The organism is Microbacterium sp. MMO-113 (assembly GCF_037148555.1).
Taxonomy (GTDB): domain Bacteria; phylum Actinomycetota; class Actinomycetes; order Actinomycetales; family Microbacteriaceae; genus Microbacterium.
On the sequence record NZ_JBBCTD010000001.1, the window covers coordinates 1,121,633 to 1,144,154 of the forward strand.

A 22,522-nucleotide genomic window follows, 5' to 3' on the forward strand; every position below is an offset into this window, starting at 1 on the left:
GCCGGGGTCAGTGCCCCATGCCGAGACCGCCGTCGACCGGGATGACGGCTCCCGAGATGTAGCCGGCGTCGTCGCTCGCCAGCCAGGTCACGACGCCCGCGACCTCATCCGGCGTCGCGAAACGCCCGGCGGGGATGTTCGCCTTGTACTGCTTCTGCGTCTCCTCGGGGAGTTCCGCGGTCATGTCGGTCTCGATGAAGCCGGGTGCCACCACGTTGGCGGTGATGCCGCGTCCGCCGAGCTCGCGCGTGAGCGAGCGGGCGAAACCGACCAGCGCGCTCTTGGAGGCGGCGTAGTTCGTCTGCCCCGCCGAGCCGTAGAGGCCCACGACGCTGGAGATGAGGATGACCCGTCCGAACCGCGCGCGCAGCATCCCCTTCGAGGCCCGCTTGACGACGCGGAAGGTGCCGCCGAGGTTCGTCGCCACGACGCTGTCGAAGTCGTCCTCGCTCATGCGCATGAGCAGGGTGTCCTTGGTGATGCCGGCGTTGGCGACGACGATCTCCACCGGGCCGAGCTGCTGCTCCACCTCGGTGAAGGCCGCGTCGAGAGCGGCGGCGTCGGTGACGTCGGCGCGCACCGTCAGGGTGCCCTCCGGGCCCTCGCCGCTGCGCGCGGTCACCGCCACCCGGTATCCCTCGCGTACGAAGCGCTCGGCGATGGCGCGGCCGATGCCGCGGTTGCCTCCGGTGACGAGGACGACGCGCTCCGCGCTCATGGGACACTCCTGGGTCTGGGGTCGAGGGCCGGGAATCCGAACCGTGATCGATCCTAGCGACGTTGCCCTCTCGCCTTCGCGACGCCTGTTTGACAGACGAGGAGCGTACTGGGACTCTGAGGGCGACGAAAGGCATCAGAGTGAGCGATCCCCGTATCTCCGGTCCGTCGGGTGAGCAGCCGCCGGCCGCCGGCTCCCCGCCTGCGTATCCGGGATTCCCGCAGTCTCCCCCGGCGCACGCCGCCCCGCCGCAGTACGCGGCCCCTCAGCAGTACGCCGCACCGCAGCAGTATGCAGCCCCGCAGCAGTACGCGGCAGCGCCCGCCCGCCCGACCAGCGGTCTCGCCGTCGCCGCGCTCGTCTGCGGCATCGCGGGTGTGGTGCTGTTCTGGGCCCTCCTGCCGATGCTCGCCTCCATCGCCGCCGTGATCACCGGCCACATGGCCCTCGGGCAGATCCGTCGCACCCCGGGCCTCGGCGGGCGCGGCATGGCGATCGCCGGGCTCGTCATGGGGTATCTCATGATCGGCGTCCTCGTCTTCACGATCGTCTCGACGATCATCGGACTGGTCGTCTTCGGCGCCTTCACCCTGCCCTTCGTCGTCGCGAGCTGACGCTCCGCACGCGCATGCCGATGTCGCTGCGGCGGCGTAGGCTGGAATCATCGTGAAGAACGCACGTCGAGTCCCGGCCGTCACCTCACTGCCGCAGTCCCCGCGGGATGAGGGTGACCACCGTGTGCGCCGATACGCCCTCACCATGACGATCCGCATCGTCTGCTTCGGGCTGATGTTCTTCGTGCAGCCCTTCGGCTGGTGGACCTGGGTCTTCGCGCTGGCCGCCGCCGTCCTCCCGTACATCGCGGTGGTCTTCGCCAACGCCGGAAGCGACAGCACGGAGACCGCCGCCGAGTCGCCGTTGCGCGAGATCGACGCGCCGCCCGCGCCGTCGCTCGCTCCGGAGACCGCCCCCGACGTCATCACCATCCGCGAAGGCCGCACGGACCGATGAGCGAGCTCATCTGCTCGCGCGCCGGATGCCGGAGCGCGGCCACGAAGCAGGTCGTCTGGCGCAATCCCCGCATCCACGCCGCCGACCGCGAGAAGATCTGGCTGGCGTGCAATGAGCACGTCGGCTTCCTCCACGACTACCTGGCCGCGCGGGACTTCCCGGTGACGGTTCGAGACGGGGTGCCCTCCTCATGAGCAACCGCCTGACCCGCTGGGGCGTGTACGTCCTCATCGCCATCGGCTTCGCGATCGCCTGCGTCTTCCTGTCGAACTGGCAGTTCGAGCGGAACGAGTCCAGGGCCGAGCAGATCGCGCTCGTGGAGCAGAACTACGACGCCCCGGCCGTCCCCCTCGCCGACGTGGTCGCCGACGACCACCTCGACCCCGCAGACGAATGGCGCCCCGTCACGCTGCAGGGCGAGTACCTCGCCGACGAGCAGCTCCTGGTCCGCAACCGTCCGCACGGAGGCACGAGCGCGTTCGAGGTCCTCGTCCCCTTCCGGGACGCAGATGGCCGCGTCCTCATCATCGACCGCGGCTGGGTGCCCCCGGGTGAGGGGCAGCTCCCGGACGCCGTTCCGTCCCCGCCGTCCGGCGAGGTCACGGTGACCGTCCGCCTGCGCCCAGGCGAGCCGCTGCCCGGGTCCGGACGCGGGGCTCCGGAGGGCCAGGTGCCCACGATCCACCTCCCGTCCATCGCCGACCTCGTCGGGGACGATGTGATCACCGGCGCCTACGGACGTCTGGTCGAGGAGCAGCCCGCCGCCGACACGGCGCTGGGTGGTTTCGAGTCCCCCACCGACGATCCGGGGCCGCACCTGTCCTATGCGATCCAGTGGATCCTGTTCGCCATCATGGGCTTCATCTTCATCGGGTACATCATCCGCACGGAGATCGTGAAGCACCGCGAAGAGGTCGAGGGGAAGCCGGCACCGGTGAAGGCGCCGAAGCGCCGCGACCGCGACGCGGACGCCGAGGACGAACTCCTCGACGCGCGCTGACGCACCCGCCGAGCGTCACGCACACGCGAGAACGCGCCGGACGCTGCGCTGCCCGGCACCCTTTCGATCCCGGACAGCGACTATGCCGATGCAGGATCGGAAACGCGCCCTCCGGACCGTCGGCAAGCACCATTTCGATCCCGCCTGCGGGACGCCTTCCACCCGCCACAGCACCCCGGCGAACGCCCAGCCGCGGGCGTCTGCGTCCTTGAGGATCAGCGTGCGCGCGTCCGGCATGCAGTCCGAACCGACCGTCGCCAGTGTCGCCGCGTGCGGTTCGGGGACGCCGGCCGCGACCGCCGCACGGACCCCGTCCTGGAAGAGCAGCACGGGATCATCGGGAAGCTCCGCGACGCGCAGCGGTGGCGCGATGCCGGTGACGGTGGGCAGAGCCCGCGGCCACGCCGCGAGTTCCGAGGGAGGAAGGATCGGGTGCTCCACCATCCTCTGGCTATGCCACGATCCGCTACGCGAGCTCGATGAGGTCCTGGTACTCCTGGCTCCAGATGTCCTCGACGCCGTCGGGCAGGATGAGGACACGCTCGGGGTTCAGCGACTGCACCGCTCCGGGGTCGTGCGACACGAGCACGACCGCGCCCTCGTAGTGGGCCAGTGCCCCGAGGATCTCCTCGCGCGATGCCGGATCGAGGTTGTTCGTGGGCTCGTCGAGCAGCAGCAGGTTCGCGGATGACACCACGAGCGTCGCCAGCGACAGCCGGGTCTTCTCGCCACCGGACAGCACACCCGCCGGCTTGAGGACATCGTCGCCGGTGAACAGGAAGGAGCCGAGGACCTTGCGGGCCTCCGTCTCCGTGATGTGCGGAGCGGCCGACACCATGTTCTCCAGGACCGAACGGCTGACGTCGAGGTTCTCGTGCTCCTGCGCGTAGTACCCGACCTTGAGGCCATGCCCGGGCTCGAGCTGACCGGTGTCCGGCTTGTCGACACCCGCGAGCATGCGCAGCAGCGTCGTCTTGCCCGCACCGTTCAGGCCGAGCACGACGACCTTGGAGCCGCGGTCGATCGCGAGGTCGACGTCGGTGAAGATCTCCAGCGAGCCGTACGACTTCGACAGCCCGGAGGCCATGAGCGGGGTCTTGCCGCAGGGGGCGGGCTTCGGGAACCGCAGCTTCGCGACGCGGTCCTCTTGACGCACGTCCTCCAGACCGGAGAGGAGCTTCTCGGCACGCGCGAGCATCTGGTGCGCTGCGGCCGCCTTCGACGCCTTCGCCCCGAAGCGCGCCGCCTGCTGCTGCAGGGTCGTCGCCTTCTTCTCGGCGTTGGCCCGCTCCTTCTTGCGACGCTCCTCGTCCGCGGCGCGCTGCCGCAGATAGTTCTTCCAGTTCATGTTGTAGATGTCGATGACCTGGCGGTTGGCATCGAGGTAGAACACCCGGTTGACGGTCTCGCCCACGAGCTCGACATCGTGGCTGATGACGATCAGCCCGCCCTTGTAGTTCTTGAGGAACTCGCGCAGCCACACCACGCTGTCCGCGTCGAGGTGGTTGGTCGGCTCGTCGAGGATCATCGTCTGCGCGTCGGAGAAGAGGATGCGCGCGAGCTCGATGCGACGACGCTGGCCTCCGGAGAGGGTCGACAGCGGCTGGTCGAGGATGCGATCCGGCAGCGAGAGATTGTGCGCGATCGAGGCTGCCTCGGCCTCGGCCGCGTAGCCACCCTGCGCCTCGAACTTCTCGGTGAGCGCCCCGTAGCGCTTCATCGCCTTGGCAGCGACCGCGGGGTCGTCGGACCCCATCGCGAGCGAGGCCTCCGTCATGCCGAGGTTGAGCTGGCCGAGGCCGCGGGCATCGAGGATCCGGGTACGGGCGAGGTCTTCCGGATTGCCCGAACGCGGGTCCTGCGGCAGGTAGCCGAGTTCTCCGGACCGGGTGACGGTGCCACCCGAGGGCAGCACGTCGCCGGCGAGCACCTTGGTGAGCGTGGTCTTGCCCGCACCGTTGCGTCCGACGAGGCCGATCTTGTCGCCGTCGGACACACGGAACGAGACGTTCTCCATCAGCAGGCGCGCGCCAACGCGGATCTCGAGGTCGTGCACGGCAAGCACAGCGGACGTCCGTTCGTTCGGGAGGAGGTGATGGCCGAGCGGCCAGCCAACCAGTATATGCCGCCCTGCCTGTGGCGACGCCCGGCACGGATATCCCTCTCCAGGGTGACCGAGGCGATACCGCGGAGTGATGCCCCTCTGCCTACCCCCTGCTTACGGTGCCGGGGTGGACATCCTCAACGACCTCATCCTGCAGGCGATCGCCTCCCCCTGGCTGTACGCCGTGCTGTTCGCGGTGACCGTGATCGACGGGTTCTTCCCGCCGATCCCGAGCGAGACGGTCCTCGTCGCCGCGGCGGCGGTGGCCGCGTCCACCGGTGACGGCAACATCGTGCTGCTGGGTGCGGTCGCCGCCCTGGGTGCCGCGATCGGCGACAACATCGCGTTCCTCATCGGCCGCCGGCTGGGCACGACCAGGTTCGCCTGGATGCGGCGCCCCCGCGTCGCCGCGGCGTTCGCCTACGCGCAGCGTGCGCTCGACCGTCGCAGTGCCACACTGATCCTCGGCGCCCGCTATATCCCGATCGGACGCGTCGCGGTGAACATGTCCGCCGGAGCGCTCGGGTTCCCGTGGCGGCGGTTCCTCCCGCTGAGCCTCATCGCCGGTGTGAGCTGGAGCGTGTTCAGTCTCGCGATCGGGCTCCTCGCCGGCGCCTGGCTGCACGACCAGCCCGTGCTCAGCGCCGCCATCGGCGTCGTCATCGCCCTGATCGTCGGCGTCGTCATCGATCGGATCGCCGCGCTCCGCCGCCGCCGTACGCCGGTCGCGCACCTGGCAGGATGAGACGCATGGCACGCCGCCGAGAGCGCACCCCGCGCCCGTCACGGATCAGCCGTCGCACCGGCGCCCTCGTGGCGCTGACCGCGGCGGTCGTCGTGCTGTACGCGCTCCTGGTCCCGCTCCAGACGGTGCTCTCCGGCACGCCGCTGCCGCTGTCCTTCCTGCTCGGCGCCGCCGTGTGCGGCGCTCCCCTCCTGATCCCCTCCCGTCCGCGGACGGCGATCGTCGTCTTCACCGCCGGCGCCTTCCTGCTGCCTCTGCTCGTCGAGCCGGCGCGCGCGATCCAGTCGCCCTGGCCGTGGTCGGTACCGGCCCTGCTCGCGTTCGTCCTCTTCGTGGGCGTGATGTCCTTCGTGCAGGGAGCCCGACTCGGCGCCCTGACTCTCGTGATCGGTGCGCTCACCTCGCTGACGGCGCCCCTGCTGCGTCCGGACATGGTCGCCACGCCGGCGAGCTCCGGCAGCGCGACAGCCAACCTCATCGTGACGACGTCGGTCGCCGCCGCGATGTTCCTCATCGCCGTCCTCGTCGCCGGCCGCGTGCGGGTGGCGGCCGAGCTGACCAGGGAGAAGGAGCACAGCGCGCTGGAGGAATCCCGGCGTGCTCTCGTGGAGGAGCGCACCCGGATCGCCAGGGAGCTGCACGACGTCGTGGCGCACAGCATGTCGGTGATCCAGGTGCAGGCGTCGACCGCGCGCTACCGGATCACAGGCCTCGATGCCGACGCCGCCGCCGAGTTCGACGACATCGCCGCCACCGCCCGGACCTCGCTCACCGAGATGCGGCGCATGCTGGGGGTGCTCCGCACGGAGGACCAGCATGCCGAGCTCGCACCGCAGCAGGGGCTGGACGACGTCCCCGCCCTCGTCGACACGATCCGCCGGGCCGGCGTGGAGGTCGGCCTCGTGCTCGAAGGGATCGAAGCCGCGTCCGCGGCTGGACCGGGCGTGCAGATCGCCGCCTTCCGCATCGTGCAGGAGGCCCTGAGCAACGCCGTCCGCCATGCCCCGGGTGCCCGTGTCACGGTCCGCCTCTATGCCGACGCCGACAGCCTGCACATCCGGGTGCGCAACGCCGCACCGGCACAGCCGACCGAGAGCCCCTCCGGCGGCTACGGCCTCCGGGGAATGCGCGAGCGCGCCGAAGTGCTCGGCGGAAACCTCGCCGCCGGGCCGTCCGACGACGGCGGCTGGACCGTCGAGGCCACCCTGCCGCTGTCCGCGACAGCCGCACCGCCCGCCCCGACCGCCTCGGCGGAAGACAAGGAGAACCCGTGACCATCAGCGTGCTCATCGCCGACGACCAGGCGATGGTCCGCGCCGGTTTCGCCGCCCTGCTGGACGCGCACGAGGGGATCCGCGTGGTGGGCCAGGCGGCCGACGGCGCGGACGTCGTGACACTCGCCGCGCGGCTCGATCCCGACGTCATCCTCATGGACGTCCGCATGCCGGAGCTCGACGGCATCGAGGCCACCCGCCGCATCCTCGGCCCGTCATACCCGGCCGCGCACGTGCCGCGGATCCTCATGCTCACCACGTTCGACATCGACGACTACGTCTACGACGCCCTCGCCGCCGGGGCCAGCGGCTTCCTCCTCAAAGACGCCCTGCCGGAGGAACTCGTCCATGCCGTCCGCGTGGTGGCAGGGGGCGATGCACTCCTCGCCCCCAGCGTGACCCGGCGCATGATCGAGCAGTTCGCCGGACGGCGGCCGGCGTCGCGCCGGTCTGCGACGGCCCTCGCCGATCTCACCGACCGCGAACGGGAGGTCCTCGTCCTCATCGGCAAGGGCCGGTCGAACACCGAGATCGCCGGTGACCTGTTCATCGCCGAGCAGACCGTGAAGACCCATGTCGGCAAGGTGCTCGCGAAGCTCGGCCTCCGGGACCGCGTGCACGCCGTCATCCTCGCCTACGACACCGGCCTGGTCGAGCCGTCGGCCTGAGTCACCCCTGCGTAGGGGGCAGGACGGCACCACGGAGTGATGTCCCGCCCACCACCGCCTCCATAACCTCCGAGGACACCGTTCCCAGGAGGACTCATGGTCATCGCCGCGGCTCCACGCCTCAGCACCCCCACCCCCGCTTCATCCGATCACGCGGGTCACCGCGACACCGGCATCGACGTCGTGCGCGCGCTCTGCGTGCTCGGCGTCGTCCTGCTGCACGCTGTCATGGTCGGGGTCACCGTGTCGGAGACCGGGCCGGTGTTCGAGAACGCGAGCGACGGCACGAGCTGGATCGCGCCGCTGAGCTGGCTGCTGCAGGTGATGCCGCTCTTCTTCGTGATCGGAGGGTTCTCGGGGCTCCTCGCATACCGCCGCCTCCGCGCCCGCGGCGGGAGCGCGACCGCCTTCGTGGCCGGTCGGGTGCACCGGCTCCTGCGCCCGGCCCTGTTCACGGTGGGCGCGGTCGGGGTCGCGCTCGCGGTGCTCACCGTCCTCGGAGTCGCGCCGGATCTCATCGCGGTCGCCGGCTTCCGATACGGACAGCCGCTGTGGTTCCTGGGGGTCTTCCTGCTGTGTCAGGCGCTGCTCCCCGCGCTCGTCGCCCTGCACGAGCGCGCGCCCCTGCGCACGATCGCCGTCCTCGCCACCGGGGCCGTGACGGTCGATGTTCTGCGGGCCTTGACCGGGACGGACGCCGTGGGCTTCCTCAACCTCGCTTTCGTGTGGTTGACGATGCAGCAGCTCGGATTCCTCCTCGCCGACGGCCGCGTGGACGCCCTGCGTCGCCGGACCCGCGTCGTGATCGGCGCCGGCTCCCTCGCTCTCCTCATCGTCCTCTTCCTCGTCGGGGTCTACTCCCCCGACCTCATCGCCAACATCAACCCGCCGACGTCCGCCCTGCTGCTGGTCGGGCTGATCCACACGACCCTGTTCTCCCTCCACCGCGCGCGCATCGGGCGCTTCAGCCGTCGCATCCCGGTGGCCGCGTTCACCGCCTTCGTCACCCGGCGGACGATGACGATCTACCTCTGGCACATGCCGGTGCTCCTGGCGATGGCCGGAGCGACGGCCCTGGTCGCCCTGCTCGGCGGCGTGGCCCTTCCCGCCCTCGACAGTGCGGAGTGGTGGGCCGCCCGCCCGCTGTGGCTCCTGTCGGCTGTCGTCCTCACCGCGGTGGTCGCGGTGCGCGTTGACCGATTCGAGAACCACCCCTCGCCGGAGGCGACGGCGTCGCACCACCGCCTGGCGCTGGGAACGCTGCTGGGTCTCGGCGGAGTGGTGCTGCTCCTGGTGCTCGGCACGACGGTCGCCACCGCTGCGCTCGCCGTCCTGCTGCTGGTCGCCGCGCTGCGCCTGGCGGGACGCCCCGGCAGTGCCGTCCCCGGCACCGCCGTCGTGGCGTGACCGTCAGCCGACCCCGCGGGCGGCGAGGGCGTCGCCGACCTGATCCGCGCGGCGCAGCGTCAGCACGAGCAGCGGCACGACGCCGCGCACACCCAGGCGCACTCCTCGCGCGCGCTCCGCGTCCCGTACCCGCTGCGCGAATCCGGCGACGACGGGCACCATGGTCACCGTCAGAGACACCGCCATCGACGCCGCCTCGGGATCGATCCCGACACGGCGCACGGGACGCAGGAGGCGCTGCAGCACGGCCAGGAGATCGGACATGCGCGTGGTCAGGGTGAGGAGCGCGGCGAGCAGCAGCAATGCAGCGACTCTCCCGGTGCTCACCCAGGCGGCGACGGGAGACACGAAGACGGCGAGGGCGACCGCGAGCACGACCAGGACCGCACGCAGCCGCCACAGCTCGGTCCCGGCGGCGGAGAGCGGCACACCGGCGATCGGGTAGAGCGCGATCACGGCCACGAGGCAGACGGCGATGCTGATCGGCCCCTGCGGCACCATCGTCAGCGCGAGCGCCGCGACGGCGAGCCCGGCGAGCTTCGGGCCGGCCGGCACCCGGTGCAGCAGTCCCGCACCGACCGGGGACGGCAGGATCATGCGCACAGCCGCCGGTAGCGCGCGACGACCGCGTCGGGATCCCCCTGATCGATGACGCGTCCGCCGTCGAAGAGGATGGCCGTGTCACAGCGGGCGGCGAGCTCGAGATCGTGGGTGACGACGAGCACCTGCGCTTCCTGCGACAGGAGGAGGTCTCCGATCCGTCGCGCGTTGCGCAGGTCGAGAAGCGTCGTCGGCTCATCCGCCACGATCAGCGCCGGCTCGGCGAGGAGCACCGCGGCGAGGGCGAGCATCTGCTTCTGTCCTCCCGAGAGCGAGGACGCCGGGACGTCGGCGTGGCCTCCGAGTCCGTGCCGGTCCAGCGTCTCCTGCACCCGGCGGGCGATCTCGTCACGGGGTCGCCCTCGCAGGGACAGCGCGAGATCCTCGGCCGGGGTCGGCATCAGGATCTGGGCATCCGGATCGGTGAAGACGAAGCCCACCCGGCGGCGGACGGCGGTCCGCTCCCGGAGCGCGTCGAGGCCGTGGACGGTGACCGTTCCCGTGGTCGGCGTCATGAGGCCGTTCAGCAGCCGGGCGAACGTCGACTTCCCCGAGCCGTTCGCTCCGATCACGGCGATGCGCGGTGCGGTGAGCTCCAGCGTCACGTCGTCGAGGAGCACACGGTCGTCGATGGTCACGCTTACAGCGTCGAGACGCAGCGTTCCCGGCTCCGCGATCGTCGCCGCCTCCCGCTCCCGCCAGCGCATCCATCCTCCTGAACAGCGTTCACCTGAACGCCGTTCACTATAGTGGGGGCATGAGTCCCGAGACGAATCCCGCCCGTCACGATCGGGAGAGCGTCGCACGGACCGCCCTCGCCCTTCTCGACGAGGTGGGGTTGGCCGATCTCTCCATGCGCCGCATCGCGGCCCGGCTCGACGTACAGCCGAGCGCCCTCTACTGGCACGTGGCGAACAAGCAGGAGCTCCTCGCCGACCTCGCCGATCGGATCACCGCGACCGTCCCGGACGGAGCGGAAGGAGTGCTCGCGACCGCCCGTGCGCTCCGCGACGCCCTCTTCGCCTACCGGGATGGCGCCGAGCTCGTCCTCAGCACGTACGCGCTCCAGCTCGGCTCTGCACATGCACGCAACGCCCTGGTCGCCGCGCTCCGCACCGAGGGGGCGGCCGATGCCGAGGACCGCGGGGCGGCGCTCCTGCACTTCGTGCTCGGCCACGCGACCCTCGTCCAGCAGCGGATGCACGCCGACAGCCACGGCGCTCTTCCGGCATCCGGCGAGATCGACGTCACCGCGGGCCTGGACCGCGTGTTCGACCTGGGCGTCGTCGCGCTGGCCGGCGAGCTCAGCGCGCCCGTGACTCCGCGGCGTGCCCGAGCCTGAGCCCGGGGATCGCCGCGAGCAGCACCAGCACGGTGCCGAGCACGAAGACGACCGCGAACGCGTCAGCGCCGCCGCCGAGCGAGGCCACGGCCAGCCCGGCGAGGGCGATCGCCGCCGCCGAGCCCGTAGCGTCCGAGATCGAGAGCGCCGACGAGTTGAACCCCTGGTTCGTCTCATCCGAGTAGGCGAGGGTCAGCACGGTGAGCCGCGGGTACAGCAGCCCCATGCCGCCCCCGGCGAACGCCCAGCCGATGATCACGAACACCGGGGAGACGTCGAACGCCGCCGCAGCCAGCACGCAGAGCATCGCCACCAGCAGTGCCCCCAGGCTGAGGGCCGTGATGCGGTGATTGCCCAGCCGCTCGCCGTAGCGACCCTGCGCGGCGGAGGCTCCGGCCCAGGCGAAGGCTGCCAGCATCAGCGCGATCCCGGCCCAGGTGGCGGAGAAGTCGAACTTCCGCATCAGCAGGTACGGGATGTAGGCCTCGGCGGCGAAGAACGCCCCGGCTGCGATCCCGCGCATGAGCACGACGCTGGGGAGCCCGGCGCCCGCGCGAAGCGTCCGCCGCGGCAGGAGCGGCAGCACGACGACGCCGATCGCGAGCATGGCGCCCAGAGCCACCGGCCAGCCCATCCCCGGCTCCAGCTCGGCGGACAGTCCGATGGCCACCGCGAGCATCGCCACGACGACGGCGAGCGAGAGGCGCGAGAGCAGCGCACGACGGTCCTGCGGCTCGCCGCGTCCGAGATCGACACCCCGCAGTCGGATCGCGATCATCACGAACGCGATCGCGGTCAGAACCGCCACGCCCAGGAACGCCCACCGCCAATCGAGGTACTCCGCCACCGCTCCCGCGAGGAAGGGCCCGATCATCGACGGGACCACCCAGGCGGCGGCGAACGCCGCGAACACCCGCCCGTGCAGGTGCGGCGGATACAGCCGCGCGACCACGACGTACAGGGCGACCGTCTGGCCACCCGCGCCCAGCCCCTGCACCAGCCGACCGATCAGGAACTGGGGCATCGTCGTCGCGAACCCGGAGATCAGCAGACCCAGGATGAAGAGGGTGACCGCGGCGTACAGCGCGCCGCGCGGACCACGCGCATCCGACCAGGCTCCGGTGGCGACCATCCCGATCACGCTGGTCGCGAGCGTGCCCGCGAAGGCGACGGCATACAGCGACTGGCCGTCCAGGGCATCGCTCACGATCGGCATGACCGTCGTCACCGCGAGGGCCTCGATCGCGGCGAGGAAGATCAGGGCGACAGCACCCAGGGTCACCCAGACCCGGCTGCGGTCCCAGATCGTGGCGGTGGGCTCCGCCGTCGTCATCGCTCGACGAGCGCGGCGATGCGCTCGATCGCCTCGGTGAGGATCTCGGGGCCGGTGCCGAAGTTGAGCCGCACGTGCCCGGCCCCTTCCTCCCCGAAGGCCGGGCCGAAGTGCAGCGCGACCTTCGCCTCGCGGAGGATCTTCCGAGCGGGGTTGTCGCCCCAGCCGAGGGCGGAGAGGTCGATCCACGCGAGGTATCCCGCGTCCGGAAGACGGTAGCGGGCGGCGGGCAGGTGGCGCGCGAGGAGGTCCTCCAGCAGCACGCGGTTCTCGTCGAGGGTGCGCAGGAGGCCGTCCAGCCACGCGTCGCTCTCCTCGGAGAACGCGGCGACGGCCGCGAGCAGACCGAACTGCCCCGTCCGCCACTCCACCTCGACCGGCAGGTCGCGCACGACCGCGGACGTCTCCTCCGCGGCGGTGACCATGAGCGCGCACTTCAGTCCCGCGAGGTTGAAGGCCTTGCTCGCGCTCACGACGGCGTAGCCGACCCGGGCAGCCGCGTCGCTCGCGGCGAGGAAGGGCGTGAATCCCGTGCCCGGCTGGGCGAGCGGCGCATGGATCTCGTCCGAGACGACGGTCGCGCCGAACTCCTCGGCCAGTTCCGCCAACGCGGACAGCGCCTCTCGATCGTGCACGGTGCCGGTGGGGTTGTGCGGGTTGCAGAGGAGCATGGCCGTCGCACCGTCCTCGAACGCGGCGCGGATCCCGTCGAGGTCGAGCTCCCACCGCGCCCCTGTGTCGCGCAGCGGGACGCGCTGCACCTCGGCACCGGCCTCGGCGACGAGGTCGTAGAAAGGCGGGTAGACCGGAGGCGTCACGACGACGCGCTCCCCCGGCTGCGTGACGCGGCGGAGGACCTCGACGATGCCCATGCTCACGTCCGCCGTGCTGCGCATCCGCGCCGGGTCGGGACGCCAGCCGAAGCGGCGCTCCGCGAAGCCCGCATACGCCTCCGCCAGCGGTGTCCGCGAGGCGATGTATCCGGTGTCTCCCAGATCCAGCGCCCGCTGCAGTGCGGCGGTGACCGCCGGGGCGAGCGGGAAGTCCGTCTCCGCGACGAAGAGGGGCAGCACGTCTTCGGGATACTCCCGCCACTTCTCGCTGGTCCGCTCGCGCAGCTCCGACAGCGACAGAGCCTTCACCGACAGCATTCGTCCTCCGATTCTCTCCGCGCCGATGCGGAGACGTCGAAGCGGGCGTGCCCGGCACGCCCGCTTCGTCTGGTGGTCAGGTGACCGGAACGCTCAGATCGCGAACCCGAGCGCACGCATCATGTCGCGCCCGTCGTCCGTGATCCGCTCGGGTCCCCACGGCGGCATCCACACCCAGTTGATGCGGAAGCGGTCCACGACGTTGTCCAGGGCCTGCGCCGTCTGGTCTTCGAGGACGTCCGTGAGCGGGCAGCCCGCACTGGTCAGCGTCATGTGGATGACGAGAGCGTCGTTCTCGTCATCCCAGGCGAGGTCGTAGATGAGTCCGAGGTCGACGACGTTGATCCCGAGCTCAGGATCCATCACGTCCTTGAGAGCCTCGGTGACCGCGTCGTACTTCTCGTCCGTCAGGGTCGCTGTCATGCGATCAGCCTACGCCTCGATGGGAGCGGAGGGGTCGAGGAACCGGTCGTAGCCCTCGTTCTCCAGACGGTCGGCGAGCTCGGGGCCGCCCTCCTCGACGATCTTGCCCCCGACGACCACGTGCACGTAGTCGGGACGGATGTAGCGGAGGATCCGGGTGTAGTGCGTGATGAGCAGCACACCGAGACCGGTGGACTCCTTCGCACGGTTGACACCCTCGGAGACGATCTTCAGCGCGTCCACGTCGAGGCCGGAGTCGGTCTCGTCGAGCACGGCGAACTTCGGCTTGAGCACCTCGAGCTGGAGGATCTCGTGGCGCTTCTTCTCGCCGCCCGAGAAGCCCTCGTTGACGTTGCGCTGCGCGAACTTCGGGTCCATGCGGAGGTTGGCCATGGACTCCTTGACGTCCTTGGTCCACTGCCGGATCGAGGGCGCCTCGCCGTCGAGCGCAGTCTTCGCGGTGCGCAGGAAGTTCGTCACCGTCACGCCGGGGATCTCGACCGGGTACTGCATGGCGAGGAACAGACCGGCGCGGGCGCGCTCGTCGACGCTCATCGCCAGGACGTCCTCACCGTCGAACGTGATGGAGCCGGAGGTGACCGTGTACTTCGGGTGGCCGGCGATCGTGTAGGCCAGGGTGGACTTGCCGGAGCCGTTGGGGCCCATGATGGCGTGGGTCTCACCGGTGTTCATGGTGAGGGTGATTCCGTTGAGGATCGGGGTGGTCCCCGCCTCGGTCTCGACCGTCACATGCAGGTCGCGGATCTCGAGAACAGACATTCTTCAGACTTCCTTCGTCACAGCGGGATCGATGAGCACGTCGTCGCCGTCGATCTCGACGACGTAGACCGGGACGGGCTCATATGCGGGGAGATTCTGGGGCTTGCCGGTGATCAGGGAGAACGCGGAGCCATGGGCCCAGCACTCCACCGTGTCACCTTCCACGAAGCCCTCGGACAGCGAGATGTCGCCGTGGGTGCAGGTGTCGCCGATGGCGTGGATGACGCCCTCGCCGTCCTTGATGACCGTGATCGGCACGCCGTCCGGCTCGACGCGAAGCGGCGTGTCCTGCTCCAGCTCGGAGACGCCGCAGACGCGCTGCGCGCTCACGCGTCCACCTCGGCGAGCTCGGCCTCGATGGCGGCCAGCAGCTCCGACTCCAGGTCGGGGATGCCGAGGCGCAGCACGATGTCGGTGAGGAAGCCGAGCACCACCAGCCGACGGGCCTCGTCCTCCGGGATGCCGCGGGCCTGGAGATAGAAGAGCTGCTCGTCGTCGAAGCGGCCGGTGGCACTCGCGTGCCCGGCCCCGACGATGTCGCCCGTCTCGATCTCGAGGTTCGGGATGGAGTCGGCGCGTGCGCCCTCCGTGAGCACCAGGTTGCGGTTGGCCTCGTAGGAGTCGGTGCCGGTGGCGTCCGCCCCGATCAGCACGTCGCCGATCCACACGCTGTGGGCGCTCTCGCCCTGCAGCGCGCCCTTGTAGAGCACGTCGCCGGTCGTGTGCGGGCCCTTGTGGTGCAGGTACACCTGGCTCTCCAGGTGCTGACCGGAGTCGGCGTAGGACAGCCCGTAGAGGTAGCCCTCCGAGCCGGCACCGGCGAGCTCGACGCTCGGGTTCACGCGCACCACGCCGCCGCCGAAGCTGACGACGAAGTGCTTGAGGGTGGCGTCGGCCGCGACCCGCGCCTGGTGGGCGGCCGCGTGCACGGCGTCGTCGTCCCACTGCTGCACGGAGACGACGGTGAGCTTCGCCCCGTCACGGACGATGATCTCGACGTTCTGGGCGTACTGCGCCGAGCCCTTGTGCTGCAGCACCACCGTGGCGGCGCTGTGCTCGAGGGCCTCGATCACGATGTGGGCGTCCGCCCGACGGTCGGCGCCGGTGCCCGTGAGCGACAGGAAGATCGGCGCGGCGACCTCCTCCTCGCGCGGGATGCGGATGTGCAGGGCCTCGGAGGCGCCCTGCCACGCGACGGCGGCGGTGATGTCCTCGGCGAGGAAGACCTCGCCGCGCGGAGCGGTTCCCGCCGCGAGCGGCGCGGCGACGTACTGCTCGCCGGACGTGAAGGAGTACTGCACGCCCTCGTCGCCCTCGGCCGTGCGGAACAGCGGCGTGAGCGCGGCCACCGGCGTGTGCTTCCAGTTCACCTCGCGACCGGTCGGCGTGCCGAAGTCGTCCGGGTCGAACGAGTGCGGACGCTCGGAGCGGGTCTGCACCGGGACGAATCCGGCGTCCGCCACCTGGGCGGCCGGGTCGATGTGCGCGTTCGTGTGCTGCGCCTCGCTGGGCGCTGTCGTCGAGGCCGCCATTTAGCCGACCGATCCTTCCATGCCCATCTCGATGAGCTTGTTCAGTTCCATCGCGTACTCCATCGGGAGCTCGCGCGCGATCGGCTCGATGAAGCCGCGCACGATCATCGCCATCGCCTCGTCCTCGGGCATGCCGCGAGACTGCAGGTAGAAGAGCTGCTCCTCGCTGACCTTGGAGACCGTGGCCTCATGGCCGAGCTGCACGTCGTCGACACGGATGTCGATCGCCGGGTAGGTGTCGGAACGGGACTTCGTGTCCACGAGGAGGGCGTCGCAGCGGACGGTGTTCGCCGAGTGATGGGCGGCAGCGTCGACACGCACCTCGCCGCGGTAGCCGGCACGGCCACCCCCGCGGGCGATCGACTTCGAGACGATCGACGACTGCGTGTACGGCGCCATGTGGATCATCTTCGCGCCGGCGTCCTGGTGCTGGCCGGGGCCGGCGAAGGCGACGGAGAGGGTCTCACCCTTGGCGTGCTCACCCATCAGGTAGATCGACGGGTACTTCATCGTCACCTTGGAGCCGATGTTGCCGTCGACCCATTCCATGGTCGCGCCCTCGTGCGCCACGGCGCGCTTGGTGACCAGGTTGTAGACGTTGTTCGACCAGTTCTGGATCGTCGTATAGCGCACGCGGGCGTTCTTCTTCACGATGATCTCGACGACGGCCGAGTGCAGGGAGTCCGACTTGTAGATCGGGGCCGTGCAGCCTTCGATGTAGTGGACGTAGCTGTCCTCGTCGGCGATGATCAGGGTCCGCTCGAACTGGCCCATGTTCTCGGTGTTGATGCGGAAATAGGCCTGCAGCGGGATCTCGACGTGCACGCCCTTGGGGACGTAGACGAACGAGCCGCCCGACCAGACGGCGGTGTTCAGCGCGGCGAACTTGTTGTCGCCGGCGGGGATGACCGTGCCGAAGTACTCCTCGAAGAACTCGGGGTGCTCGCGCAGGGCGGTGTCGGTGTCCATGAAGATGACGCCCTGGGCCTCCAGGTCCTCGCGGATCTGGTGGTACACGACCTCGGACTCGTACTGCGCAGCCACACCGGCGACCAGGCGCTGACGCTCGGCCTCGGGGATGCCCAGGCGCTCGTACGTCTCGCGGATCTCCTCGGGGAGGTCTTCCCAGCTCTGCGCCTGCTTCTCGGTGGAGCGGACGAAGTACTTGATGTTGTCGAAGTCGATGTCGCTGAGGTCGGCGCCCCAGGTCGGCATCGGCTTGCGGCCGAAGAGCTGATAGCCCTTGAGACGGGTCTTCAGCATCCACTCCGGCTCGTTCTTGAGGGCCGAGATCCCGCGGACGACCTCTTCCGAGATCCCGCGTTTCGCGACGGCACCCGCGGCATCCTCATCGTGCCAGCCGAATTCGTACACCCCCAGACCATCGAGCTCCGGGCGGTCGATCAGCACATCCGACATGCAACACTCTCCTCACAGGTCCCAAACGGTGTCATCCGCCCCGACACACCTGATCCCCGTCGAGTCTGCGGGAGCGGGTGCCGTTGGTGGGGCCCTCATCACGGGCGCTTCCATCGCGCCTAAACTGTTGACGATGCTTCAGCGCTGTCAGCGCTCATCGCAACAATCCGATTCTACAGGTTCCGCCTGACGGACGGGCCGTGCGCCACGTCTTCGACGGGCCGGAGGACTTATGCCCGAGACGACCATCCCCGCCCCCTCGACGAACAGGGCGACCGCCTCCCCCCGCTCCGCGGTGTGGGGTCGTGCGCTCACCGTCTTCGCGTGGCTGTCGTTCCTCAGCGAGACGATCATCATCGGCACCGGCGGCGCCGTGCGGCTGACCGGATCCGGCCTCGGCTGCACCGAGTGGCCGCTGTGCACGCCCGAGTCGCTCGTCCCGATCGTCGAGGTGCAGGGCATCCACGGGATGATCGAGTTCGGCAACCGGCTGATGACCGGCGTCGTCGGGATCATCGCGATCGCCGTCGTCCTGCTCGTCCTGCACACCATCAGCGGCCGCCGGGCTCTCATCGACGCCCTGTGGTTCGCGGTCGGCGGTCTCGCCGGCGCGGCCGTCGCCTTCGTCCTGGTCTCGCTCACCGACTTCCCGGCGTTCCCCGTCGCCTCCGCCGTGCTCCTGATCGCGGTGATCGCGGCGGCGGTCCACTCGGTGCGCACGACGCCCGCCCGGCGGGACCTCGTCCTCCTCGCCTGGCTCGTGCTGATCGGCGTCGTCGCACAGGCCCTGGTCGGCGGCATCACCGTGCTCACCGGCCTGAACCCCTTCATCGTCGGGTTCCACTACACGTCGTCGCTCCTGCTCGTCTGCATCACCGCCGCGTTCCTCGTGCGGCTGGCGACTCCGGAAGGACCGCGAGAGCGGGCCGTCCCCACCTGGTTCGCGATCGTGACGCACGTCACCGGCCTCGCCCTGGCCGTGACCATCCTGTTCGGCGTGCTGACGACCGGATCCGGCCCGCACTCGGGCGACGCCGACGTGCTGCGCCGCGGCTTCGACGCCACGATCCTCGCCCATGTCCACTCCTGGCCGGGATACATCCTGGCCGCCCTCGTGCTCTTCCTGACGGTATCCGCCTGGGTCTTGCGCCTCGAGCCTCGCCGGTGGCTGCTCGTGCTCGTCATCGCGATCCTCGTGCAGGTGGCCGTCGGCGTCTGGCAGGCGCGGGAGGGGCTGCCGCCGGTGCTCGTGGGCATCCACATGGTCCTGGCATCGCTGTCGGCCGCGACCTACACGGTCGTTGTGCTGCACCTCAAGCGCACTGCGTCCGTCGTACCCACCGGCGGTTCATGATCCGCGACGACGACCGGGGCGCGGAACGGGGCGACGGCTTTCGTCGATTGCGCTCTACTCCGAAGCTTCATCCACGAGCCGGAACTCGATATCGAGGACATCATCCGGGTCATGGAAACGGATTGTGCCTGATCGGAACGGAACGTCGAAACTGGCGCGGCTGACGTCCCAGTCGCCTTGCGATGCTTCCAGGAAGACGAGCGTGAGTTCGGCTTCGTCCGGAAAAACCCGCCAGGTGCCCGTGGCATTGAAGTCGTTGTCAGCGTCCCTGTCCTCGAGGGGGTTGAAGGACGCGTCAGTGATCGTGAAGGTGCCGTCAGAACGGATCGACAACACACCGTGGTCGTTGTCGACAGCGCCCCACTCGCCGACCGGTGAGGTGAGTTGCGGACCCGCGCACCCAGCGAGGACCAGTGCCACAGCTACGGTGACACTCGCGACCGGGAGGCTCTGACGACGGCATCGAGTGTTCACGGGTACACCGTTTCGGTCCAGACGATGGTTTGGTGATGCGTAGACCATAGCCCCTCTCTCGCATTTGCTTCCGACATCGCCTCAAACACCCCAGGGATGTGAGCACCCCCAGTGAGGGGAACACGGGTAGCAGAATCAATGGACGTGTCGTTGTTGATCACAAACGTCACCTCAACCCCGCGATCCGATCGCGGTTCCCCAGCCCGGACTTCGAGGTCAAAAGAGCCCAGGAAGGTTTCGGGCAGGTTCTGCCCACCGAGCACCACATCCGGGATCGCACCGGTCATCGTGCTAAACATAATGTTGACCCCGTCGGCGCCCAGCACCAACGGCTGATCACTGATCGATCGATCGTAAGAACGCGGAGCCAACGACGTGAGCTTTCCGCTTCGCAGCTCGTCGAGTACTTGCTCCCGGGTTGCGGTGATGTGGTACTGCGCATGAGGGTCTGCACGAAGATGTCGTTGTCGGTGAGGACGGCACCGCGTTCATCACCCGTCCGAAAATGCTCGAACAGATCCATCACCCGGTCATTCGTCGCGTCTCTTCGGGTTCCAGGAACCGGATCGGTGGTGCAATCCAGATCACCCCACCCGAGTGAGGCCGCCGTCGCAAGCGAAACCGCGAGGTCACTATCAGCCGCTTGACGGTCAACTGCGAGTTTTTTCAACGCTGTCGCGGCGGTGCTGGCCGCTGCGCGGGCTTCTTGTTCGGCGGCGAACCGGTCCCCGGGCTCGCCGCCGAAGGACGCATCGTTCATCACACCGCTCAGGGCCGCCTGTGATGCAGCGAGTTCTTCTTTCAGAGGCTCGGCGAGTCGGGAGATTTCCGCCACGGCATCTCGGTACGTGATGATCGATTTCCTCGCGGTTGTCATCGCATCAGTGGAGTCGTCAAGGCGGCTGTGGAAGTCCTCGAGGCGTGTACGGAACGCGTCCGCAGCGCGGCCGCTCCACGCATCGTCAAGATCACGCAGAATCGTCGACACCACATCCTGTGCGTTGGCCAGGTCCACAAGCTGAGCATCAGCCCAAGCAATGGCGGTGGCGAACGCGGCCGTGTCACCGGCCCCGGGATCGCGGTCCGTCCAATGCACTGTCATCCCTCCAACGCCCCGATCGACGTCGCGAGTGAGTCGAGATGGGCATGCTCCCCCGCCAAAAAATCAGCCAACGCCCCATCCAGCCCACCAGCGAGCCGCCTACAGGCGAGCGAGAGAAAGCCGAGCGCATCCGACCACCCGCCAGCAAACACCTCTGCCGCAGACGCGACGAGATCACTCCCAGCGATCGAGAGATCAAGGCCCGACTCGTCCCCCGGTCCCACCTTGAAGTCGTGCAGCAACGTAGACGTCGCCTCGACAGCCACAAAATCGACGTGAATACGCCTGTCCATACAATCCCCCCGGATCATCGATTCGCCCAGCGAGCTTAGCGCCCGGTCCTCTGTGAGGGTGGCCGCACCGGGATGACGCGGGCTACAGCTCCCCCACAGCGACCCACCCGTTCAAGAGAGAGGTCGTGGCAGCAGTCGATGGCAAACGTCGCTCTTAAATTGATCGTCGCTCTCTGCCGCACAGACGATCCATAGCGCGCGCACCGGGCGCTCATCACCGCATCGACCATCGTGGTCGACATGAACAAGACACTCACCCGCAGCGCCGGGTTCTGGCTCCTCATCGTCGTCTCCCTCGCCGCGGTCGGGGTCGGCGGCTGGATGATCGCCGGACAGGTCGGCACGATGACCACGACCCTGATGGACGGCACCGCCACCGGTGTCGAGGTGTACGTCGGTCAGTCGCTCGTCGTCGTCGGCGCGGTCGTCCTCGGTGCGGGCCTGGTGGGCCTGCTCCTGTCGCTCGGCCTCGTCGCCGCGCGCACGCTGGTCGCCACCCCCGTCACCGCCTCGCCGATCGTCGAGCAGGAGGCGCCGATCATCCAGGACGAGACGATCGAGACGGTCTCAGTCCCGCGCGACGAGCCCGCTCTCCGGACCGCCGATGCCGAATTCGCAGAGCCGCAGGTCGATGCGGAGCCTCAGGCTGACGAGCCCCAGGCCGACGAGGATCAGAAGGGCAGCAGCGGGTCGATCGCCACGGCGACGAACAGCAGCGTCAGGTAAGTGATCGAGGCGTGGAAGACTCGCATCGGCCGCGCCTCGGTCCCCCGCACCGCCTGGTTGTACAGGCGGTGCGACTCGTAGATGAACCAGCCGCCGAACACCAGGGCGGAGACGGTGTAGACGAGGCCCATGCCGGCGATCGGCACGAGCAGCAGCGAGCAGGCGACCGTGGCCCACGCGTACAGGATGACCTGCAGGCCGACCTGCGACGCGTTGCGGGTGACGCCGAGCATGGGCACGTCGACATCGTCGTAGTCGTCCTTGTACTTCATGGACAGCGGCCAGTAGTGCGGCGGCGTCCAGAGGAAGACGAGCAGGAAGAGGATGAAGGCCGGCCAGTCGAGAGAACCGGTGACGGCGGACCAGCCGATGAGGACCGGGAAGCACCCCGCGATGCCGCCCCAGATGATGTTCTGCTCGGTGCGGCGCTTGAGGATCATCGTGTAGATCACGACGTAGAAGAAGATCGCGGAGGCCGACAGGATCGCCGTGAGCGGGTTCGTGGTGAACCAGAGCCACACGGTCGACACGATCGCGAGCGTCCACGAGAAGATCAGGGCGCCGCGCGGGCTGACCTCGCCGGTCACGAGCGGCCGGTTCTCCGTGCGGTGCATGTGCGCGTCGATGTCGCGGTCGAGGTACATGTTGAACGCGCCGGCCGAACCGGCGCTCATCGACCCGCCGATGACCGTCGCGAGGACCAGCCAGAGATCGGGCAGTCCGCCCTGCGCGAGGAACATGACCGGAACGGTCGAGACGAGGAGGAGTTCGAGGACCCGGGGCTTCGTCAGAGTGACGTAGGCGCTCACCGTGCGACCGATGGACGACTTCCGTACGGTCTGATCAGACATCGTCGAGATCTCGATCGCCTCCTCCGCGCGCGTTACCGGACAACCTCTCCAGTGTATGACACGCCGTGACGCGTTCCGCGCCTTCCGACCCCCGGCCGCGGAGACCGTCCCCGCTATGCTGAGAGCACTCGCGCGCCCGGTGCTGCGCACAAAACCCGCCCGTCTCCCGGACGATGCGGGATGCGCCAGGGAAGTTGCGGATGCGCCAGGGAATA

28 protein-coding genes are annotated in these 22,522 nt (G+C 69.3%); 11 read left to right on the plus strand and 17 right to left on the minus strand.

Annotated elements, in window-relative coordinates; translation table 11 throughout:
* Positions 1-7 precede the first annotated feature (7 nt).
* Complete coding sequence (locus WFJ36_RS05555) at positions 8-718, minus strand: beta-ketoacyl-ACP reductase (RefSeq protein WP_060921849.1); 711 nt, start codon at positions 716-718, stop codon at positions 8-10.
* A 140-nt stretch (positions 719-858) separates the two neighbouring features.
* Here WFJ36_RS05555 and WFJ36_RS05560 point away from each other — a divergent pair, with 140 nt between their 5' ends.
* From WFJ36_RS05560 to WFJ36_RS05575, 4 genes are read left to right on the plus strand one after another with little or no spacing between them, the layout of a single operon-like run.
* Positions 859-1,332 (plus strand): DUF4190 domain-containing protein, encoded by a 474-nt coding sequence (locus WFJ36_RS05560; protein ID WP_256209468.1) that lies wholly within the window; start codon positions 859-861, stop codon positions 1,330-1,332.
* A gap of 52 nt (positions 1,333-1,384) precedes the next feature.
* Entirely contained in the window at positions 1,385-1,729 is a 345-nt protein-coding gene (locus WFJ36_RS05565) for a DUF3099 domain-containing protein (RefSeq protein ID WP_083391784.1), read from the plus strand.
* Positions 1,726-1,923: a hypothetical protein gene (locus WFJ36_RS05570; protein ID WP_071329468.1), complete on the plus strand. Its 198-nt coding sequence runs from the start codon at positions 1,726-1,728 to the stop codon at positions 1,921-1,923. Before WFJ36_RS05565 ends, WFJ36_RS05570 begins: the two co-directional genes overlap by 4 nt.
* Positions 1,920-2,729, plus strand: coding sequence for an SURF1 family cytochrome oxidase biogenesis protein (locus WFJ36_RS05575; protein ID WP_071329469.1), 810 nt, complete (start codon positions 1,920-1,922; stop codon positions 2,727-2,729). Before WFJ36_RS05570 ends, WFJ36_RS05575 begins: the two co-directional genes overlap by 4 nt.
* A gap of 15 nt (positions 2,730-2,744) precedes the next feature.
* On the opposite strand, the gene WFJ36_RS05580 is transcribed toward WFJ36_RS05575, so the two are convergent.
* Both WFJ36_RS05580 and WFJ36_RS05585 read right to left on the minus strand, forming a co-directional pair.
* The gene (locus WFJ36_RS05580; protein WP_336642845.1) at positions 2,745-3,173 is read right to left on the minus strand and encodes a hypothetical protein; all 429 of its coding nucleotides are present in this window, start codon (positions 3,171-3,173) and stop codon (positions 2,745-2,747) included.
* Between the two features lie 22 nt (positions 3,174-3,195).
* On the minus strand, positions 3,196-4,794 hold the full coding sequence (locus WFJ36_RS05585; protein WP_071329471.1) for an ABC-F family ATP-binding cassette domain-containing protein: 1,599 nt from the start codon (positions 4,792-4,794) through the stop codon (positions 3,196-3,198).
* A 166-nt stretch (positions 4,795-4,960) separates the two neighbouring features.
* On the opposite strand from WFJ36_RS05585, the gene WFJ36_RS05590 reads away from it, so the two are divergent.
* The 4 genes from WFJ36_RS05590 to WFJ36_RS05605 all read left to right on the plus strand — a co-directional run bounded on the left by WFJ36_RS05590 (position 4,961) and on the right by WFJ36_RS05605 (position 8,927).
* Positions 4,961-5,578 (plus strand): DedA family protein, encoded by a 618-nt coding sequence (locus tag WFJ36_RS05590; protein WP_336642846.1) that lies wholly within the window; start codon positions 4,961-4,963, stop codon positions 5,576-5,578.
* A 5-nt stretch (positions 5,579-5,583) separates the two neighbouring features.
* Entirely contained in the window at positions 5,584-6,852 is a 1,269-nt protein-coding gene (locus tag WFJ36_RS05595) for a sensor histidine kinase (RefSeq protein WP_336642847.1), read from the plus strand.
* The gene (locus WFJ36_RS05600; RefSeq protein WP_071329474.1) at positions 6,849-7,520 is read left to right on the plus strand and encodes a response regulator; all 672 of its coding nucleotides are present in this window, start codon (positions 6,849-6,851) and stop codon (positions 7,518-7,520) included. The genes WFJ36_RS05595 and WFJ36_RS05600 overlap by 4 nt, the downstream gene beginning before the upstream one ends.
* A 96-nt stretch (positions 7,521-7,616) precedes the next feature.
* On the plus strand, positions 7,617-8,927 hold the full coding sequence (locus WFJ36_RS05605) for an acyltransferase family protein (protein WP_336642848.1): 1,311 nt from the start codon (positions 7,617-7,619) through the stop codon (positions 8,925-8,927).
* 3 nt (positions 8,928-8,930) lie between these two features.
* Here WFJ36_RS05605 and WFJ36_RS05610 read toward each other — a convergent pair whose 3' ends face one another.
* A complete protein-coding gene (locus tag WFJ36_RS05610; protein WP_336642849.1) occupies positions 8,931-9,524 on the minus strand; it encodes an energy-coupling factor transporter transmembrane component T in 594 nt (197 codons plus the stop codon).
* Positions 9,521-10,234: an energy-coupling factor ABC transporter ATP-binding protein gene (locus WFJ36_RS05615; protein WP_336642850.1), complete on the minus strand. Its 714-nt coding sequence runs from the start codon at positions 10,232-10,234 to the stop codon at positions 9,521-9,523. The genes WFJ36_RS05610 and WFJ36_RS05615 overlap by 4 nt, the downstream gene beginning before the upstream one ends.
* A 50-nt stretch (positions 10,235-10,284) precedes the next feature.
* Between WFJ36_RS05615 and WFJ36_RS05620 the strand changes: the two genes are divergently transcribed.
* Positions 10,285-10,869 carry a TetR family transcriptional regulator gene (locus tag WFJ36_RS05620; protein ID WP_336642851.1) on the plus strand — a complete coding sequence of 195 codons (585 nt, stop codon included), beginning with the start codon at positions 10,285-10,287 and terminating at the stop codon, positions 10,867-10,869.
* Here WFJ36_RS05620 and WFJ36_RS05625 read toward each other — a convergent pair.
* The 7 genes from WFJ36_RS05625 to sufB all read right to left on the minus strand — a co-directional run bounded on the left by WFJ36_RS05625 (position 10,832) and on the right by sufB (position 17,507).
* Positions 10,832-12,202: an MFS transporter gene (locus tag WFJ36_RS05625; protein ID WP_336642852.1), complete on the minus strand. Its 1,371-nt coding sequence runs from the start codon at positions 12,200-12,202 to the stop codon at positions 10,832-10,834. The two genes, WFJ36_RS05620 and WFJ36_RS05625, sit on opposite strands and share 38 nt — an antisense overlap.
* Positions 12,199-13,353, minus strand: coding sequence for a MalY/PatB family protein (locus WFJ36_RS05630; RefSeq protein WP_336642853.1), 1,155 nt, complete (start codon positions 13,351-13,353; stop codon positions 12,199-12,201). The genes WFJ36_RS05625 and WFJ36_RS05630 overlap by 4 nt, the downstream gene beginning before the upstream one ends.
* Positions 13,354-13,446: 93 nt before the next feature.
* Positions 13,447-13,776 (minus strand): metal-sulfur cluster assembly factor, encoded by a 330-nt coding sequence (locus WFJ36_RS05635; RefSeq protein WP_017202280.1) that lies wholly within the window; start codon positions 13,774-13,776, stop codon positions 13,447-13,449.
* Positions 13,777-13,785: 9 nt separating this feature from the next.
* The gene (gene sufC, locus WFJ36_RS05640; protein ID WP_336642854.1) at positions 13,786-14,556 is read right to left on the minus strand and encodes a Fe-S cluster assembly ATPase SufC; all 771 of its coding nucleotides are present in this window, start codon (positions 14,554-14,556) and stop codon (positions 13,786-13,788) included.
* A gap of 3 nt (positions 14,557-14,559) precedes the next feature.
* Positions 14,560-14,886, minus strand: coding sequence for a non-heme iron oxygenase ferredoxin subunit (locus WFJ36_RS05645; RefSeq protein ID WP_071329480.1), 327 nt, complete (start codon positions 14,884-14,886; stop codon positions 14,560-14,562).
* Positions 14,883-16,088 carry a Fe-S cluster assembly protein SufD gene (gene sufD / locus WFJ36_RS05650; RefSeq protein WP_071329481.1) on the minus strand — a complete coding sequence of 402 codons (1,206 nt, stop codon included), beginning with the start codon at positions 16,086-16,088 and terminating at the stop codon, positions 14,883-14,885. Before sufD ends, WFJ36_RS05645 begins: the two co-directional genes overlap by 4 nt.
* Positions 16,089-17,507 carry a Fe-S cluster assembly protein SufB gene (gene sufB / locus WFJ36_RS05655; protein ID WP_025103651.1) on the minus strand — a complete coding sequence of 473 codons (1,419 nt, stop codon included), beginning with the start codon at positions 17,505-17,507 and terminating at the stop codon, positions 16,089-16,091. It abuts the gene before it with no gap.
* Positions 17,508-17,739: 232 nt separating this feature from the next.
* Here sufB and WFJ36_RS05660 point away from each other — a divergent pair, with 232 nt between their 5' ends.
* On the plus strand, positions 17,740-18,861 hold the full coding sequence (locus tag WFJ36_RS05660) for a COX15/CtaA family protein (RefSeq protein ID WP_292790229.1): 1,122 nt from the start codon (positions 17,740-17,742) through the stop codon (positions 18,859-18,861).
* A 54-nt stretch (positions 18,862-18,915) separates the two neighbouring features.
* Here the strand turns inward: WFJ36_RS05660 and WFJ36_RS05665 are convergent, their stop codons facing one another.
* Genes WFJ36_RS05665 through WFJ36_RS05680 form a run of 4 tightly spaced genes read right to left on the minus strand, consistent with a single transcriptional unit; the run spans position 18,916 to position 20,730 of the window.
* Positions 18,916-19,281 (minus strand): hypothetical protein, encoded by a 366-nt coding sequence (locus WFJ36_RS05665; RefSeq protein WP_336642855.1) that lies wholly within the window; start codon positions 19,279-19,281, stop codon positions 18,916-18,918.
* Between the two features lie 50 nt (positions 19,282-19,331).
* A complete protein-coding gene (locus WFJ36_RS05670) occupies positions 19,332-19,622 on the minus strand; it encodes a hypothetical protein (RefSeq protein WP_292790231.1) in 291 nt (96 codons plus the stop codon).
* The gene (locus WFJ36_RS05675; RefSeq protein ID WP_336642856.1) at positions 19,619-20,437 is read right to left on the minus strand and encodes a putative T7SS-secreted protein; all 819 of its coding nucleotides are present in this window, start codon (positions 20,435-20,437) and stop codon (positions 19,619-19,621) included. Before WFJ36_RS05675 ends, WFJ36_RS05670 begins: the two co-directional genes overlap by 4 nt.
* Positions 20,434-20,730: a hypothetical protein gene (locus WFJ36_RS05680; RefSeq protein ID WP_336642857.1), complete on the minus strand. Its 297-nt coding sequence runs from the start codon at positions 20,728-20,730 to the stop codon at positions 20,434-20,436. The genes WFJ36_RS05675 and WFJ36_RS05680 overlap by 4 nt, the downstream gene beginning before the upstream one ends.
* Before the next feature lie 240 nt (positions 20,731-20,970).
* Between WFJ36_RS05680 and WFJ36_RS05685 the strand changes: the two genes are divergently transcribed.
* The gene (locus tag WFJ36_RS05685; RefSeq protein WP_336642858.1) at positions 20,971-21,456 is read left to right on the plus strand and encodes a hypothetical protein; all 486 of its coding nucleotides are present in this window, start codon (positions 20,971-20,973) and stop codon (positions 21,454-21,456) included.
* Here WFJ36_RS05685 and WFJ36_RS05690 read toward each other — a convergent pair.
* Positions 21,402-22,307 carry a heme o synthase gene (locus WFJ36_RS05690; RefSeq protein ID WP_029989291.1) on the minus strand — a complete coding sequence of 302 codons (906 nt, stop codon included), beginning with the start codon at positions 22,305-22,307 and terminating at the stop codon, positions 21,402-21,404. The two genes, WFJ36_RS05685 and WFJ36_RS05690, sit on opposite strands and share 55 nt — an antisense overlap.
* Positions 22,308-22,522: the final 215 nt, after the last annotated feature.

Coding starts and splice junctions, on each gene's coding strand:
- WFJ36_RS05685 (WP_336642858.1), top strand. CDS start 20,971: ATGAACAAGACACTCACCCGCAGCGCCGGGTTCTGGCTCCTCATCGTC.
- WFJ36_RS05660 (WP_292790229.1), top strand. CDS start 17,740: ATGCCCGAGACGACCATCCCCGCCCCCTCGACGAACAGGGCGACCGCC.
- WFJ36_RS05670 (WP_292790231.1), bottom strand. CDS start 19,622: ATGACCGGTGCGATCCCGGATGTGGTGCTCGGTGGGCAGAACCTGCCC.
- WFJ36_RS05555 (WP_060921849.1), bottom strand. CDS start 718: ATGAGCGCGGAGCGCGTCGTCCTCGTCACCGGAGGCAACCGCGGCATC.
- WFJ36_RS05690 (WP_029989291.1), bottom strand. CDS start 22,307: ATGTCTGATCAGACCGTACGGAAGTCGTCCATCGGTCGCACGGTGAGC.
- WFJ36_RS05630 (WP_336642853.1), bottom strand. CDS start 13,353: ATGCTGTCGGTGAAGGCTCTGTCGCTGTCGGAGCTGCGCGAGCGGACC.
- WFJ36_RS05675 (WP_336642856.1), bottom strand. CDS start 20,437: ATGACAGTGCATTGGACGGACCGCGATCCCGGGGCCGGTGACACGGCC.
- WFJ36_RS05680 (WP_336642857.1), bottom strand. CDS start 20,730: ATGGACAGGCGTATTCACGTCGATTTTGTGGCTGTCGAGGCGACGTCT.
- WFJ36_RS05615 (WP_336642850.1), bottom strand. CDS start 10,234: ATGCGCTGGCGGGAGCGGGAGGCGGCGACGATCGCGGAGCCGGGAACG.
- sufD (WP_071329481.1), bottom strand. CDS start 16,088: ATGGCGGCCTCGACGACAGCGCCCAGCGAGGCGCAGCACACGAACGCG.
- WFJ36_RS05605 (WP_336642848.1), top strand. CDS start 7,617: ATGGTCATCGCCGCGGCTCCACGCCTCAGCACCCCCACCCCCGCTTCA.
- WFJ36_RS05635 (WP_017202280.1), bottom strand. CDS start 13,776: ATGACAGCGACCCTGACGGACGAGAAGTACGACGCGGTCACCGAGGCT.
- sufB (WP_025103651.1), bottom strand. CDS start 17,507: ATGTCGGATGTGCTGATCGACCGCCCGGAGCTCGATGGTCTGGGGGTG.
- WFJ36_RS05610 (WP_336642849.1), bottom strand. CDS start 9,524: ATGATCCTGCCGTCCCCGGTCGGTGCGGGACTGCTGCACCGGGTGCCG.
- WFJ36_RS05595 (WP_336642847.1), top strand. CDS start 5,584: ATGGCACGCCGCCGAGAGCGCACCCCGCGCCCGTCACGGATCAGCCGT.
- WFJ36_RS05625 (WP_336642852.1), bottom strand. CDS start 12,202: ATGACGACGGCGGAGCCCACCGCCACGATCTGGGACCGCAGCCGGGTC.
- sufC (WP_336642854.1), bottom strand. CDS start 14,556: ATGTCTGTTCTCGAGATCCGCGACCTGCATGTGACGGTCGAGACCGAG.
- WFJ36_RS05620 (WP_336642851.1), top strand. CDS start 10,285: ATGAGTCCCGAGACGAATCCCGCCCGTCACGATCGGGAGAGCGTCGCA.
- WFJ36_RS05570 (WP_071329468.1), top strand. CDS start 1,726: ATGAGCGAGCTCATCTGCTCGCGCGCCGGATGCCGGAGCGCGGCCACG.
- WFJ36_RS05580 (WP_336642845.1), bottom strand. CDS start 3,173: ATGGTGGAGCACCCGATCCTTCCTCCCTCGGAACTCGCGGCGTGGCCG.
- WFJ36_RS05575 (WP_071329469.1), top strand. CDS start 1,920: ATGAGCAACCGCCTGACCCGCTGGGGCGTGTACGTCCTCATCGCCATC.